The organism is Paenibacillus sp. MZ04-78.2, from assembly GCF_024213375.1.
In the GTDB taxonomy this organism is placed as follows: Bacteria; Bacillota; Bacilli; order Paenibacillales; family NBRC-103111; genus Paenibacillus_G.
This window is the reverse complement of the sequence record NZ_JANAVJ010000005.1, coordinates 131,097-144,877: the sequence shown is the minus strand read 5'-3', so window position 1 is coordinate 144,877 and position 13,781 is coordinate 131,097. Positions and strand designations below refer to the sequence as shown.

Below are 13,781 nucleotides of genomic sequence, written 5' to 3'. Positions count from 1 at the left end.
CCAGTCCCCCAGCCGATGGGGAATAAGAGAGGGAAAACCATGAAGAAGAAGATTGCGGTCTTGTCCGCCACCCTGATTCTGATGGCCGGAGTCGTAAACGCCTCCGGATTGAACGGGGATTACAAAGGAAATCCGATCGTGAAAGTAACGTCGAACGGGAAGCCGCTCGAAGCGGGCGAAGTGCCTGCCATGATCTATGACGGCAACACGCTCGTGCCGATTTCTTTGCTGCGGCAGCTTGGGGCTTCCGTGACATGGGACGGCGACGCTTATCAGGTGGATGTCAAGCTCCCCGAGCCTCCTGCAGCAGCGGACAAATCCGAGATCACGAAGCAGCAAAACGATGTAAAGAAGCTTCAGAAATATGCTGCTACAGCCGAGCTTTACTTGAAATTGCAGACACTCGGCGAATCGTTGGATTCCGCCCGCACAATCATCCGGTTGACTGCCGATGCCATGAATGCAGGGAAAGCGGAGGCCTCCTCCTTAATTACCAATGCCAAGACAAGCTACTACAAAGCCAATGAAACGCTAACAAATCTAAGTAAGGAAACAACGGAAAGTGTCTATGACGATTTCGTTACGCATGGCATCGATTCGAACCAGATTAGGTCTATCCTCACCGATTATAAAGAGAGCGCCCGGCATTATCAGCTTGCATTGGAATATCTCGATAAATACATTCGGGACAAAAAAGCAAACGATTATAACGAATATTTAAATAACAATGGAAAAGCCAACGATTCCGCCAAAAGCGCAAGAGAGAAATCCTCCAAAGGATACGCCGAATGGTCCAAGAATGTGCTAAACTATTAATCCCCATCTGTCGCATGAAGCATACAAAAGCCCCTTTCCGGGGCTTTTCATTCATTTACGGCCTTGGTCGTGAAAAAATACCCTTCTTTAACCGTTGCCATATAGGTATTCGTCCTATAGATTTCTTCTCCGAATAGGGCGGCTTGATAGGCTATCGCCGTGAACATCACATATTGCTGCTTGTTCAAGTTAATTTTCTTCCTTGCCAGACGCTTCATTTCTGCTTATCCGGTGTCTCATCTTGCAGTTGCATCGGCTTTCTGCAATTGTTTTTCGATATAATCGATCGCCTCGTCTTTATTCTTGAACACCCATTCGATCGTTTCCAGCCCTTTATCGCTATGGATTCCAAGCAGTAGCGTCCTGACGGCCTCCTTGCAAGACGGGCCTACGATGACCGCCATGGGCAGGGCCGGCCCGCAGCAGCCGGTATCGATATCCAGCGCCAGCTCCAGCATATCTCCCCATTCGTACTTCAGATCGGACCAGTCCAGAATAATGGCGTTCACTCTCCAAGCTTCAAGTGCCGCTTGGCCCATCGCTTTCATATATACTGCATCGCTGTTCCCCTGAGAGCCGAAGCCGTACTCGCCCGAGTATTTTATCATTATAATATTGCAATATTTCACGGTCTTTGACGGCCCAATAAAATAATCAACTTGAATATCGCTTAATTCTGACAATTTTACTTCCCGAAAATCGGATTTCATGGCGTCATCCCTTTTCATTTATTTTTTCGTACATGCAAATTCCGCGGCCTAGCCGGGACGTCAAGCTCTTCACCACGAGGCCAAAGTGTACTGCATGAACTCCATCACAGGCGTCACTGGAGCTATTTTGATTAGCTGGGATATTTCGAGCTTGCCGAATTACACCAAGTCTTGCAAAAACAGCGTTGCGTTCAAATAACGTTTAGCGAGAGATTGAAAATACGAGGTCTGCACCGACACCATAGCGATAAAAATCGTATGGCTCAGCAGCTTCTTCTGCCCGTCGCTCAATCCCTCCACCGCCCCGGCATATTCGTCTGCCTTTTGCTTGATTAAATGCTCCAGCATATGGTCATGGTTGCGCAGGCCGCTGTCGTGCCCGGACAGGTCCAGCACTTGGTCGTTGTTTTGGTCCAGCTCTTCAAAGATCGAGGAGTACGCGGCGTACAGCCGTAGCGGGGAAACGACATCGTAAGCATCGTCGTCCGGGTGGTTGAAGACAAGCATCAGCAGCTTGCGGATCGACTCGAAATCGAGCGTCGCCTTCAAATCGTCGATAATGAACAGGACGGCGGTTTGGTCGATCGAATATTTTTTCCCCAGTCTCGGCGAAGGAATCAGCGACTTGAAATCCCGCTTCACCCAATTTTGTACCGAAGTGACCGAATACTGCGCGTATTCGATCTGATTGCCGAGCGCAACGATATCGGTTAACGAAAAGCCTTCGCCCGTGCTTTTCATCTTGATCAGCTTCTCGAAGATCGGCGGCAGCGAGGTGGATACGAACGCCCCCAGCGTCTTTCCGTGCTCCATGTCGAACCGGTGCGATTTGGCCCAGGCCTCCTGCAGCGTAGCGAGCGGCGTCCGATCCGTCTTCCCTGCAAGAGACATCAGCAAGCCGGCCATTTGTTTTCGCGTCAAATAAAAGGTTTCCATAAGCGAGCCCCTTTGTAACAACAAGTTCAATTGAACCAATCATAAGACTTTGTAGTAAGAATGTCAAAAAGCTCATCCCGCTAAGATTGAGCTTCCTACGACATTCTCTTTCTCATTTCTGACGTTATTTCGCCGGGAACGCTTCAAAATGGACTTTGTTATTCAACGAAAAAGGTCTTAATATAGGTTCATAAGAACTTATAAAGCGAGAGTTCATCATGACGCTTCTGCTGCTGAAACAAACGGGTCACACCAGGAACGATTAAGCCGCAGCCGGAAATAAACGTATCAAACTCGAAAACGACGAGGAGAGCAAACGATGGGGTTATGGGCTTTACTTAAAAAAGGAAACACTTCTTCCTTAATGGCGGCGCTCGGAAATACGGCGGTCGCGTTTGCCAAGGGAATCGCCGCAGCGCTTAGCGGAAGCGGCGCCATGTACGCGTCGGCCATGCACTCGGTAGCGGATGCGATCAACCAGGGGTTTGTTTTTGCCGGAAGCGTGCTCGCGGAAAAACAGCCGACCCGGCGGTTTCCCACCGGCTTCGGCCGTGTGATCAATCTGTTCTGTATGGTCGCAGTGATGGTCGTTTCCTTCATGGCTTACGAAACAATTCTGGAAGGCTTTCGTCTGCTGGCCCACCCGGCGGAAGCTTCGAATTTCTGGCTGAACTTTGTCATCCTGCTGATCGCCATCCTGATCGACGGCGCCATCCTGTGGAAGGCAATGAAAGAAATTGTCCGCGAAGCGCGAGTGAAAGCCAAAGGACTTGCGATCATCCCGGCCGCATTTCGGAATGTCGGTCGATCCGCCCCTCCTACCCGGCTGGTCTTCTATGAAGATATCGTCGCGACGTTGGGCGCGGCTCTTGCCTTGATTGCGGTCATCGTCACGCAGCTGTCGGATTTCAAAATGCTGGACGGAATCGCCACGATCCTGATCGGATTTCTCATGGTCGGTGTAGCGTTCAAGGTCGGCTATGACAATATGGTAGGTCTGATCGGCGTAGCGGCGCCGAAAGCTGTGGAGGACCGGGTCGCGGGTCTGCTGCTGGCCGACCCGGATGTTCGGGACATTAACCGACTCCGCATCCTACAGGAAGGCCGGACGTATCACGTCGACGGCTATGTAGAGCTTCGCGTCGGCCTGACGCTGGCGGACGCCGACGATATTAAGTTCCGCTTGAAAGCGATGCTGCTCAGCGATCCGGACATTACCGACGTTACGCTCGACATTCTCGAAGACAACGGCGTTCGGGATTGGAGACCGGAGCTTAATCCTTAAACGTCGCGGTACAAAATTTCGTCGATGAGCCGTAAGCCAAGGCTTCCTGCGCATTCATAAAATAATCCCGATCGGTATCGCGTTCCAAAAAAGTATCAAATTTTTTTACCAAATTAAAAAAAAGATTTTGGTATTCAAAAAAATGGAAAGTATATGTATCAAAAAATATTGATGTGGAAAATTCAACTTGTTTTATCCCTAATAGAACAATAAAGATTGCAAAAGAGGAACTGAAATAACTGGCGAAATTTCCCAGGCAAGCCCGCTCGGAGCGGGCCATTGATGCCTGACGTATTACCTTTGCCCCCTCCAGTCCTGTCCGGACGCGATTTCGCGCCAACGGCTGCGAATCGATTGCAGCTGCGCTTCCGGCAGGACGCCTTTCCTCGCCAGCTCCGCGTTCCGCACCCAGCGGTCCGGTTTCGCCGTGCCGACAATGGCTGTACTCACGCCGGGAATACTCAGGGTGAACCGCAGAGCGATTTCGACCGAATGCTCCAAGTCTCCGTGCAAAAAATCGTAACGAAGCTGCTGTAACCGCTCCCAATACGGCCCATAATAAGCCGAAACGGGCTTCTCGCCGGTCCGCCAGGCCACCTTTGCGAGCGGTCTCTTGGCAATGACGCCCATTCCCCGCTGAACGGCTTCCGGTATCGTAAGCTCTACGGCTTCCTGATCCGCAATATTGACCGACGTCTGCAGCGTATCGAACGCCCCGCAACGAATCGCATACAGCGCCGCCTCGCGGTCGCCGCTGTAGCCGATGTAGCGCGCTTTTCCCGCCTCGCGCGCCCGCTGAAGCACCTCAATGACGTCCCCTTGCTTCAATAATTGTTCCGAACAGCTGTGGAGCTGAATCAAGTCGATATAATCCGTCTTCAGCCGCTTCAAGCTGCGGTCAATGCTTTGCACGAGCAGATCCGGGTCCCAGTCCGGAATGGCAAAGCCGGAAGCATGTCCGCATTTCGTGAACAGATAATAGTCCTTCCGGCGGTGACTGACCGCTTGTCCGATCAGTTCCTCGCTCCCTTTATAGCATTCCGCCGTATCAATAATATTCAACCCCGCATCCAGCGCCGAATCGAGCAACCGCTCCACGGTTGATACGGAAGCGGCTTCAAACCCGATCTCCGCTCCGCCGAAACCAAGCATACTGACCTGCATATCCGTATTTCCTAACTGACGTCTTTCCATAACTTGTCACCCCTTCGCTTCGGATCAACTTTATATTAACAAATATTTACTCTTTTGTAAGCCACAAGCGGAAGGAAAAACAAAAAGCCGGCCGAACCAAACGGTCGAACCGGCTTCCATGAAGCTCATCCCTTCTGCACTCCGGTATCCGTCGCACGCATCGCGAGCCTGCCTTTCAGCGAACTCAGCGTGAACAGCAGCAGCGCGCTCCAGATCAGACAGAAGCCGATCAGGTGCACGGTCGTAAACGGCTCGTCGTATAAAGCGACACCCAGAATGAGACTGATGGTCGGAGCCAAATATTGCAAGAATCCGACGGTCGTCAGCGACAGCCTTTGAGCCGCTTGGGCAAACCACAGCAGCGGCATCGCCGTCGCCACCCCCGACAGCGCCAGCAGCAGTTGGTAGCCCATGCTTAACGACGATGTCGTCGATTGGCCTGTCATCCCAACAACCAGCAAATAAACGGCGGCCACAGGCAGCACGACGATCGTTTCTCCTCCGAGGCTAATCATGGGCTCGAGTTGCATTTTCTTTTTGACGAGCCCGTACACTCCGAAGCTCAGCGCCAGAACCAACGATACCCAAGGAACCGATCCGTAGCTAAAGGTCAGAATGGCTACCCCGGTCGTAGCAATCGCCATGGCCGCCCATTGTACCGCGCGAAGCCTTTCGCCCAAGAAACAGATCCCAAGCAGCACACTGATCAGCGGGTTGATGTAATAGCCCAGGCTCGTTTCGACAACGCGGTCGTGGTTGACGGCCCAGATGAAGATAAGCCAGTTGAGGCTGATCAGCAGGGAGCAGACCACCATCGGCAACACATTTTTGCGCTCGGAAAAAGCGCTCTTGAGCGCCTTCCAACGGCCGCCGATCAACAGCAGCAGCGCAACGAATACGAAGGACCACACAACGCGGTGACCTAAGATTTCTCCCGACGATACGGAATTAAAGGTTTTCCAAAACAACGGCAAAAGGCCCCAGGCAAGGTAAGCCAGCAGCCCATAACCGATCCCAGCATTCACGTTTCTCTCTCCCTCTCTATTTCTATGTCATCGGAATGACCAAAGAATCCATTATACTCCCCATCCGGATATCCGGCAAGCACGTCCGATGAATGATGATTGATGCGTTTTTATCGGGACTGTCTGCGGATACCTTTATCGATAAAATAACACAAGGTAATGAAGACGAAAACGACCGCTAACAAGGGAAGAACCGTCCCGTTTAAATCCATGGAAAGAAATTTGGTTATCGTGTAAATGAAAGTTGCAATCATTCGATCAGCTCCTTTTTCTATCGACCTTATCTTTTAAAATGCCTATGAATGTGATTATAGCGGAAATTCAAGTTATTGGAAACCAGGAAAAAGGAGGGTTCCTATCACAACCGCTACATACCGCCTGCCGCAACGGCTCACCCTCGGCAACCTCGTTCCGCCGCCGTCACCGACCGGAAATACAGCACGAAGCTGCTCCAGACCGTGAACGGCCAGCTTCCCGCAGCCCTAATCGGTCAACGGATCGACTTGAACAGCCGCTTGCTTCCCGCTTAGCTGGATGCCCGTTTTCTTGCGACCGCTCGCGGCCAAATCGTTCAGCAGCGATTCAAGCAGCGCTTTCGCTTGGGCCCCTTCCTTGCCTTGAATCCGCACGACAAATTGGACGGCGTCCCCGGATTTCAAAATCCGCTCCGCCTGCTGCTTCTTCGTCTCGTAATCGTGCTCTTCGATCTGCGGCGTCAGACGAATTTCCTTCAGCTTCGGCGCCCGCTCGCGCTTGCGGGCTTGCTGCTCCTCCTGTTTCGCCGCGCCAGCGCGGACCAGCTTGCACGGCGGCGGGCTGCTCATGAGCGACGTGCAGACCAAGTCGACCTTGAGCTTCCGGGCCATGTTCAGCGCCTCGACCGTAGGGACGATGCCGAAATCTTCGCCGTCGACTCCAGTTAAATGAACTTCGGACACTTTAATTTTTTCATTAAGAATCATTGTGAACCCACCTGAACTTTCGATATAATGAACCCATCTTACCGCTTAGAAGGAGATTTTTCAATGAACCGCAAAGAAATCGAAGAGCAAGTCATCCGCAATTATCAGCGGGACGAAAATATTATGATTCTCGCGTTCGCCCAGTGGTGCATCAACCACGGCCTCGATCCCGTCGCGCTGTATGAGTGCGCCTACCCGCAGCAGGAAGCAAACCCCGCGCTTCAGCAAGCGCTGGAGCTCACCGTGCCGAAGGAGGAAGCCGGGGAAGTGCCGGACGATACGCTGCTCGGTGTCCTGTCCATGTTCGGCAACGAAGATCTGGCTTTCGTCGTTACGCAAGAAATCGCGAAGCGTCAAAAGTCCGGACGGTAAACCGGGCATCGCCGGAGTTGGAGTCACAGTTGGGCCTGCAACTCGCAGGCTCGCACCCGGCGTGTTCCGCTCCCGACTGGCATCGAAACCTCGTCCTGAAGCCCATCCACTAAGTGGCCGCAGGAACGAACAGCACTCCCACTGCTATGAGAACGTGCTTCCAGCACTCCCCGACAAATCATCCTGCTTCCTCTAAACCCCGACGAACGATCCAACGTACCGCTTAACGCATCGCAGTTCCTTTATTTTTCACTGTATATACTTTCAGCCTCACGCACTTGTCGTCTGCATGCATGATCAGCCCCACCTACTTCGCGAATCCGCACAACCTGAACATCCAGCATATCCGCAAACCTCGAGCACCCATACATAGTGCAATTGCAGCTCCACGAAACTATTCTTTACATGCCGAAAAGACCGGCTTCGATGGAATCCGGTCCTTTCGGCATGTCCGCCGATGGCTGGCGGAACGCGGGGCGAATCAGCTTAAGCTTTGGTTCACTCGTTCGACAATTTGGTCGGATGTCATGCCTTGAGCATTGATAACTGAAGCTTTCGTTGCGGTTTCCGCGATGCCCAGTACGTCCTTGTCCTGTCCGGAAATAACGCAGCAGTCGCAATTTTGCAAATTCGCGTTATCGACGGATACGATTTCGTGCCCGTTCTGCTGCAGCACGTCCTTTACATCCTGCAAGCTGTTTTCCACTGCAATTCTCGCCATGATCTTCCCTCCTTATCCAGATTGTAGTATACCGAGCTCCGGCTGTTTTTATTCGCTGTCGCGCCCCCTCCTCTTCCGCTCGCCAACCTCGTCCGCATCGGCCAAGCTGTCGACCAGATGGGTAAGCAGGCTTTCCATATCGCCGATATGGCTTTCATCGATTTTACGGATAAACTCGATATGTATCCGGTAAGCGCCGTTTTCATCCGAAAACTCGCCTCCCGAACATCCTGGGTCGTCGTCCGGAACGAATTCCGCCGACCTTTCGTGACGGATTCGGGCTTCCTCCGCCCATCGGTCCGCCATGGCTCGGTGGAGCTCCGCCGCGTGCTCGCAGTGGCTGAGCGGCATCTCCAGTCGGAGCGCCAGCTTGGCGCCGGGTCGCTCACCGGCTTCGACGAGCCGGAACCGTTCCCCGGCGAAGTCGGACAACACGCTGGTCATGCTAATTTCCGCTTGACAGCAGCCTTCGTCGCGTCGGATGCGCATGCTGAATATCCGTTTCATGCTGGCCAGATCGATGAAATCCTCCCGGCCGATGACCCGGATCATTTGCTCCGCATCCAAATCGTACAAATGTCCTTCGAGCACTACTTTTAAATTGTCGAATATCGTCGGGTCAAACAAGGTAACTTCCCCTTTCGCAGCATGGCTTTACGCCTGCGGCAAATGGCGGATATCCAGCACTTCTCCCTGAGCGAACCGTCCGCCCTCCACCACGTTTAGTATTCGCTCCGCCGCCTCATCCGGCGTATACAGTCCGCCCGTTTTCTTCAGACCTGCAAAGCGCTCCACCTCCGGGAACCGGTCCGGCTCCATCCCGCGGATCAGCTCCTGCATGCCCGTATCCACGACGCCGGGCGCGATCGAGACGACCTTCACCGCCTGCGGCCCGTCGCCTTGCTCCAGTCCGACGCAGCGCGTCAGCATATCCAGCCCGGCCTTGGTGGCGCAGTAGCCGCTCCAGCCGGAATACGGCTTTTTCCCCGCGCCGGAAGAAATATTGACGATCGTCCTGACCGTCGAGGCGGGCCAATCCTTCGTCGCCCGGATAAAAGCGGACATCAGCAGCATCGGGGCCAGAAGATTGACGTTCATCTGCTCCGTCAGCGTGAGGCTATCGGCCTGCTCCAGCGGCATGATCGGTTCCAGCATGCCCGCGTTATTGATCAGCGTAAGGGCGTCGAGCGGCTCCTTTTCAAGCGATCGGACGATAGTCGCGATCAGTGCTTCGATCCCGTCCACGCGTTTCAGATCGTATGCGTAGTGCTCGGCCTTCCTCCGGGCTACAGCTCCGTTCGTACGGTCGCGGGCGTCCGCCGTATCCGCAGCGGTCCGTGAAATGCCGATGACACGGTGCCCGGCAGCGAGCAAGCGGCGGGTCAAAGCCAGTCCTAACCCTTTGGAAGCGCCGGTCACAACATAACCTTTCATTCAAGGTTCTCCTTCCACAAAAAACTCCCCTTCCAGCCCGCCGTGATGCGCATCGCAGCAACAGCACGTAAACCTGAAGGGGAACCTCGCTATGGTCCTATTTCTATTGTATCATCGATTGACTTAAATTTCAGCTTTTGCTGTATGCCGCTTCTGCCCCCTTATGGCGAACGGAGGAGTCGGTTTGTAACAGCCTGCGCGAAAAAAACGAAAAAAAGCCAACCGGGCAAATCCGGTTGACCTGTCGCCGGCGGCATTCCCTGATCGGGATTCCGGCATGCATTTAGCTACGGCTTCATCAAATCGTCTGCGGTGATCCCGTCTTCGACGGCAAATTCAAAATCATACACATCATACACTTGAACGGGAACCTCGGCCTGAATGATTTTCTCCATCAATTCAAGCTGGTCCGTCAAAATAGGCGCTTTCTCCCGCAGGGAGGTCAGCACGACCTCGGTTTCGATCGGATCGAACGATTCCCCGTATTGGGCATTATCCACGGCATTGATGACCGTGAACGTTACATTCTCGTTGATCGGCAGCGGCGGACTTGGTCGCCATGGGGCGACAAGCGCGCGCTCCAGCTTCTTCTTATTGAATGAGTCGTCGAAGAAGGCGATGAGTTCCACAATTTTTCCTTTGACATGAGCGTCGTCCTCCGTGTCCGGCATGACCGGCTCAGGGCTGTCCTTCATCTCGTATAATTCCAATATCGTCGAATACGGAATCAAATATTCCACCGGGCGGCTTGGCGCCATGAGTTCGCCATATACAGCCACAAGCACCGCCTCGATAACAAAACGCCGGGACATATTTCCAATTCCCCCCTAATGTGATGCGTCCGTTCCTAAGTCCGGCCTACATTCTTTCATATCACAATTGGGAATAAAAGTCCAACTTTGCAGACGTTCTCACGCTTTGCCCGTTTTTTCAATTCTGGCCCTGTAAGAGTCGCAAATCCGATGCTATAATAGAGCAATGTGCCTGTTTACCGACCGTTATGAAATGGAGAATTAGCCTGATGAATACTGAGAAACGTTTTCCCGTTCCTTTGCCGCTTCTGCTGGTAATCGGCATCGTTGCGATTTCTTTTTCAGCGATTTTTGTCCGCTGGTCGAATGCTTCGTCTTCCGTCATTGCGATGTACCGGCTGCTGCTGACCGCGGCGATTTTGCTGCCTTGGCTGCTGCGGTACCGCCGCGAGGTGGCGCAGCTGCGCTTAGGCGACTGGGCGGGCTTGTTCTGGTCCGGCCTTGCGCTCGGACTCCATTTCTTGTTCTGGATGGAATCGCTCAAGCTGACGACGGTCGCCAGCTCGACCGCGATCCTTTCGCTGGAGCCCGTTTTCGTCCTGATCGGCGCGTGCCTGTTCCTCGGCCAACGGACGAATCTGCTGGCCGTGCTCAGCATGGCGGTTGCGATTCTGGGCGCGGCTATGATCGGTTGGGGCGATTGGGGGCTGACCGGAGAAGCGCTGTTTGGCGACCTGCTGTCCCTGCTCGGAACGGCGGCGATGGCCGTGCAAATCCTGCTGGCCAAAAGCATGCTGAAACGCATTCCCGCCTTTGTCTTCAGTTTCTTTGTTTTTGTGATTGCCGCGCTGGTGCTCGCCGTTTATAATGTGGCGGCGGGATTGCCTTTTACCGGCTACGACTCGCGAGAATGGGGCATTTTCCTGCTTCTGGCCGTCATTCCGACGCTGTTCGGACACTATCTGTTCAACTGGCTGTTGAAGTATATGCGTCCCGAATCCGTATCGATGGGCGTCCTCGGCGAGCCTCTGGGCGCGACGATATTGGCCTACCTGCTGCTTGGCGAGAGCATCACGTGGATGCAAGCCGCCGCAGGCTTCGTCCTGTTGTCCGGAGTATGGATGTTCCTCCGCTCGAACGACCGGGAAGCCGTCGCCGCCCGGACCGACAGAACAGAGATGACCTGACGCGCGAAAAGCCGCTGCTTCCCGGAAACCCGGGAGCAGCGGCTTTTGTTCAAACACTTGACTGAGATTATAGTACGCGGCGTGCCGTCGTATAATGCTTGCTCCACCAGCCGCTGTTCAGATCGGAGATCGTAACGCCCGGCTTGCCGTACGTGTGCATAATTTTCCCGTTGCCTATATAAACCGCAACATGATGAATCGGGGAGTAGAAGAAGACCAGGTCCCCCGGCTTCAATTGGCTTCTTGGCACAAATTTGCCGGCTTTGGATTGAGCCGCTGACGAACGAGGCAGCTTCACGCCGTATTTGCCGAAGATCGTCGCCGTGAAAGAAGAGCAGTCGAATACTTTGGTCGTACCGATCGGCGCACCGAACTTGTAAGGGGTGTGCAGGTAGCGTTTCCCTGTGGAAATAATGCTTTGCGCTTTGGTTGCGGAATACGCATAAGCACTAGTGGCCGGAGCGGCCAGCGTGCTGCCGAACAGAAAAGCCGTGCACAGACCGATCGACAGCACCATGTTCCCCCAGCGTTTTCCAAACAGTTGTTTCATCTGTAACGTCCTCCTTGAAGTCAGGTTTGGCTGTTTGCCTGTACCCCACTATAGCACAGATGAAAATGCGGGTTTTTCCGCCAAACTCCGCTAAACGCCTGCCACCCGGCGCTTCAAGGCTGATTATTAAAAATGCATGAGAAAACGCTCATCTTGCTCTTATTGAAACGCTGTGAAGGATAATTTTGGCAGTTTGATCGTCGCCGTCGTGCCCTTTCCTTCCTCGCTGTCCAAGCGGATCGACCCTTGATGCAGCTCGACAATTTGCTTCGCTATCGCAAGGCCCAGCCCCGATCCTCCGGTGCCCCGGCTTATCTCTACCGAACGCCCGGCGCATTTGCTCAGCGGTTGAGCGGATCAGCTCCGCGATCCGGACGGGATGCAGGTCCGGTTCCGCGAAACGTTCCACCTCTGCCAGCCGTAGAAGGGCATCGATCAGCTCTTTGAGGCGCACGGTTTCCGAATGAATCGCATTCAGCGCTTCCTGCCGAATGGCAGGGTCGCGGCTTCCCACCAGCGCAGCAGCGACGTATAGCTTTCGATGACGGACAGCGGCGGTTTCAGCTCATGCGAGGCGTCCGCAACAAAATGCTTCTGCCTTCGGTCGTTTTCCTGCAAACGCATGATCATTTCGTTAAACGTTCGTCCAAGCTGGCCCAGCTCGTCCTTTTTTGTCGTGAACTGGGGATGAAGCAGTATAAAATCCCCTTTGCTTCGGATCGTTCGCATCGTCTCCAGCAATTGCCGGATTGGACGTACGAGCGCCTTAGTATAGAAAAAACCGACGATCGGCGAAAATAACAGCAATACTGCCCGTCGTCACCGTTAGTCCTGCGACCAGGAGCTCCATAAAAGCGGCGACGACATTCAATCCCTTTCCAAGCTCCAGCAGTCCGATCTGAACGTTGTTTTTACCGGTGATCGGCACTTGAATGAACAAAAGAAGCAGGCCCAGCTCGTTCTGCACGACGGTGTGATACTGTGACCGGTATGTCGCCGGGTGGGCCAACAGCAGCATCAATCGCGTCCGCAGGCTCATGGCTCGGGGTCCGTCAGCTCGTAGCCGACACCTCGCGCAGTCTTGATCAGCTTAGGTTGATAGCCTTTGTCGATCTTCTGCCGCAAATAGCGGATATAGACGTCTACAATGTTGGTGTCGCCTACGAAATCATAGCCCCACACGTCGGAAATAATCTGCTCTCTCGTCAGAACGTGCCCTTTGTGCTGAATTAAATATTGCAGCAAGTCGAATTCCTTCGGCGTTAGCTCAATCGGGTTGTCTCCGCGCATCACTTTACGCGCTTTGAGATCGACGGCTAAGTCCGCCGCGCTCAGCGTGTCGGTCTCCGGCTTCTGACGGTTCGTCAGCCCGATCAGATTGCGGACGCGCGCCAGCAGCTCCTCGATCACGAATGGCTTCGTAATGTAGTCGTTCGCTCCTTGGTCGAACCCGCTGACAATATCCGGTGTCGCATCGCGGGCCGTCAGCAAAATGACAGGCACCTCCGCATTGATTTGACGGATGCGCCGAAGCACTTCCAGTCCGTTCCACTCCGGAAGCATCACATCGAGCAAAATAAGACTCCAAGGCTTGGAAATAGCCAGTCTGGCTCCTTCCCGGCCGTCATGCGCCGTCTCGACCTCGTAGCCCTCGTGTTCGAGCTCAAGCGTCAGCACCCGGGCGATATGTTCTTCGTCTTCAATGACCAGAATAGATTGCGTCATACGTTCTCCTGCAGCCGTTTGTTTACAGGGTAACCATTCCAGCCGGGCCGTATTCCGTTTTCCAAGATAACCGCAGCAGCCTGTCGCGATCGCGGTAGAGTCATGATCCGAC

Annotated in this window: 18 protein-coding genes and 1 pseudogene; 4 read left to right on the top strand and 15 right to left on the bottom strand. The window is 53.7% G+C overall.

The window, feature by feature from the left end; translation table 11 throughout:
- Positions 1–39 precede the first annotated feature (39 nt).
- The gene (locus NLX71_RS06270; RefSeq protein WP_254362628.1) at positions 40–816 is read left to right on the top strand and encodes a stalk domain-containing protein; all 777 of its coding nucleotides are present in this window, start codon (positions 40–42) and stop codon (positions 814–816) included.
- 47 nt (positions 817–863) lie between these two features.
- Here the strand turns inward: NLX71_RS06270 and NLX71_RS06265 are convergent, their stop codons facing one another.
- From NLX71_RS06265 to NLX71_RS06255, 3 genes are all read right to left on the bottom strand, one after another.
- Positions 864–1,004 carry a hypothetical protein gene (locus tag NLX71_RS06265; protein WP_254362627.1) on the bottom strand — a complete coding sequence of 47 codons (141 nt, stop codon included), beginning with the start codon at positions 1,002–1,004 and terminating at the stop codon, positions 864–866.
- A 48-nt stretch (positions 1,005–1,052) separates the two neighbouring features.
- Complete coding sequence (locus NLX71_RS06260; protein WP_254362626.1) at positions 1,053–1,364, bottom strand: hypothetical protein; 312 nt, start codon at positions 1,362–1,364, stop codon at positions 1,053–1,055.
- A gap of 321 nt (positions 1,365–1,685) precedes the next feature.
- Entirely contained in the window at positions 1,686–2,462 is a 777-nt protein-coding gene (locus NLX71_RS06255) for a DUF1836 domain-containing protein (RefSeq protein WP_254362625.1), read from the bottom strand.
- A gap of 319 nt (positions 2,463–2,781) precedes the next feature.
- Here NLX71_RS06255 and NLX71_RS06250 point away from each other — a divergent pair, with 319 nt between their 5' ends.
- Positions 2,782–3,747 (top strand): cation diffusion facilitator family transporter, encoded by a 966-nt coding sequence (locus NLX71_RS06250; protein ID WP_254362624.1) that lies wholly within the window; start codon positions 2,782–2,784, stop codon positions 3,745–3,747.
- Between the two features lie 294 nt (positions 3,748–4,041).
- Here the strand turns inward: NLX71_RS06250 and NLX71_RS06245 are convergent, their stop codons facing one another.
- The 3 genes from NLX71_RS06245 to infC all read right to left on the bottom strand — a co-directional run bounded on the left by NLX71_RS06245 (position 4,042) and on the right by infC (position 6,928).
- A complete protein-coding gene (locus NLX71_RS06245) occupies positions 4,042–4,941 on the bottom strand; it encodes an aldo/keto reductase (protein ID WP_254362623.1) in 900 nt (299 codons plus the stop codon).
- A gap of 125 nt (positions 4,942–5,066) precedes the next feature.
- Positions 5,067–5,966: an EamA family transporter RarD gene (gene rarD / locus NLX71_RS06240; protein ID WP_254362622.1), complete on the bottom strand. Its 900-nt coding sequence runs from the start codon at positions 5,964–5,966 to the stop codon at positions 5,067–5,069.
- 482 nt (positions 5,967–6,448) lie between these two features.
- Complete coding sequence (gene infC / locus NLX71_RS06235; RefSeq protein ID WP_254362621.1) at positions 6,449–6,928, bottom strand: translation initiation factor IF-3; 480 nt, start codon at positions 6,926–6,928, stop codon at positions 6,449–6,451.
- A 63-nt stretch (positions 6,929–6,991) separates the two neighbouring features.
- Between infC and NLX71_RS06230 the strand changes: the two genes are divergently transcribed.
- A complete protein-coding gene (locus NLX71_RS06230; RefSeq protein ID WP_254362620.1) occupies positions 6,992–7,300 on the top strand; it encodes a hypothetical protein in 309 nt (102 codons plus the stop codon).
- Positions 7,301–7,781: 481 nt separating this feature from the next.
- Here NLX71_RS06230 and NLX71_RS06225 read toward each other — a convergent pair whose 3' ends face one another.
- From NLX71_RS06225 to NLX71_RS06210, 4 genes are all read right to left on the bottom strand, one after another.
- Positions 7,782–8,021 (bottom strand): YkuS family protein, encoded by a 240-nt coding sequence (locus NLX71_RS06225; RefSeq protein WP_254362619.1) that lies wholly within the window; start codon positions 8,019–8,021, stop codon positions 7,782–7,784.
- A 48-nt stretch (positions 8,022–8,069) separates the two neighbouring features.
- Positions 8,070–8,648 carry a hypothetical protein gene (locus NLX71_RS06220; RefSeq protein ID WP_254362618.1) on the bottom strand — a complete coding sequence of 193 codons (579 nt, stop codon included), beginning with the start codon at positions 8,646–8,648 and terminating at the stop codon, positions 8,070–8,072.
- 27 nt (positions 8,649–8,675) lie between these two features.
- Positions 8,676–9,455 carry a (S)-benzoin forming benzil reductase gene (locus tag NLX71_RS06215; RefSeq protein WP_254362617.1) on the bottom strand — a complete coding sequence of 260 codons (780 nt, stop codon included), beginning with the start codon at positions 9,453–9,455 and terminating at the stop codon, positions 8,676–8,678.
- A 287-nt stretch (positions 9,456–9,742) separates the two neighbouring features.
- Complete coding sequence (locus tag NLX71_RS06210) at positions 9,743–10,267, bottom strand: ADP-heptose synthase (RefSeq protein ID WP_254362616.1); 525 nt, start codon at positions 10,265–10,267, stop codon at positions 9,743–9,745.
- A 209-nt stretch (positions 10,268–10,476) separates the two neighbouring features.
- Between NLX71_RS06210 and NLX71_RS06205 the strand changes: the two genes are divergently transcribed.
- On the top strand, positions 10,477–11,394 hold the full coding sequence (locus tag NLX71_RS06205) for a DMT family transporter (RefSeq protein ID WP_254362615.1): 918 nt from the start codon (positions 10,477–10,479) through the stop codon (positions 11,392–11,394).
- 67 nt (positions 11,395–11,461) lie between these two features.
- Here NLX71_RS06205 and NLX71_RS06200 read toward each other — a convergent pair whose 3' ends face one another.
- From NLX71_RS06200 to NLX71_RS06180, 5 genes and pseudogenes are all read right to left on the bottom strand, one after another.
- Positions 11,462–11,944, bottom strand: coding sequence for a C40 family peptidase (locus tag NLX71_RS06200; RefSeq protein WP_375377891.1), 483 nt, complete (start codon positions 11,942–11,944; stop codon positions 11,462–11,464).
- 159 nt (positions 11,945–12,103) lie between these two features.
- Positions 12,104–12,256, bottom strand: a pseudogene (locus tag NLX71_RS06195) (ATP-binding protein); the annotation flags it as partial.
- A gap of 162 nt (positions 12,257–12,418) precedes the next feature.
- Positions 12,419–12,751, bottom strand: a complete 333-nt coding sequence (locus tag NLX71_RS06190; RefSeq protein ID WP_254362614.1) for a HAMP domain-containing protein — start codon at positions 12,749–12,751, stop codon at positions 12,419–12,421.
- Positions 12,711–12,983, bottom strand: a complete 273-nt coding sequence (locus NLX71_RS06185; RefSeq protein WP_254362613.1) for a hypothetical protein — start codon at positions 12,981–12,983, stop codon at positions 12,711–12,713. The genes NLX71_RS06190 and NLX71_RS06185 overlap by 41 nt, the downstream gene beginning before the upstream one ends.
- Entirely contained in the window at positions 12,980–13,669 is a 690-nt protein-coding gene (locus NLX71_RS06180; RefSeq protein ID WP_254362612.1) for a response regulator transcription factor, read from the bottom strand. The genes NLX71_RS06185 and NLX71_RS06180 overlap by 4 nt, the downstream gene beginning before the upstream one ends.
- Positions 13,670–13,781: the final 112 nt, after the last annotated feature.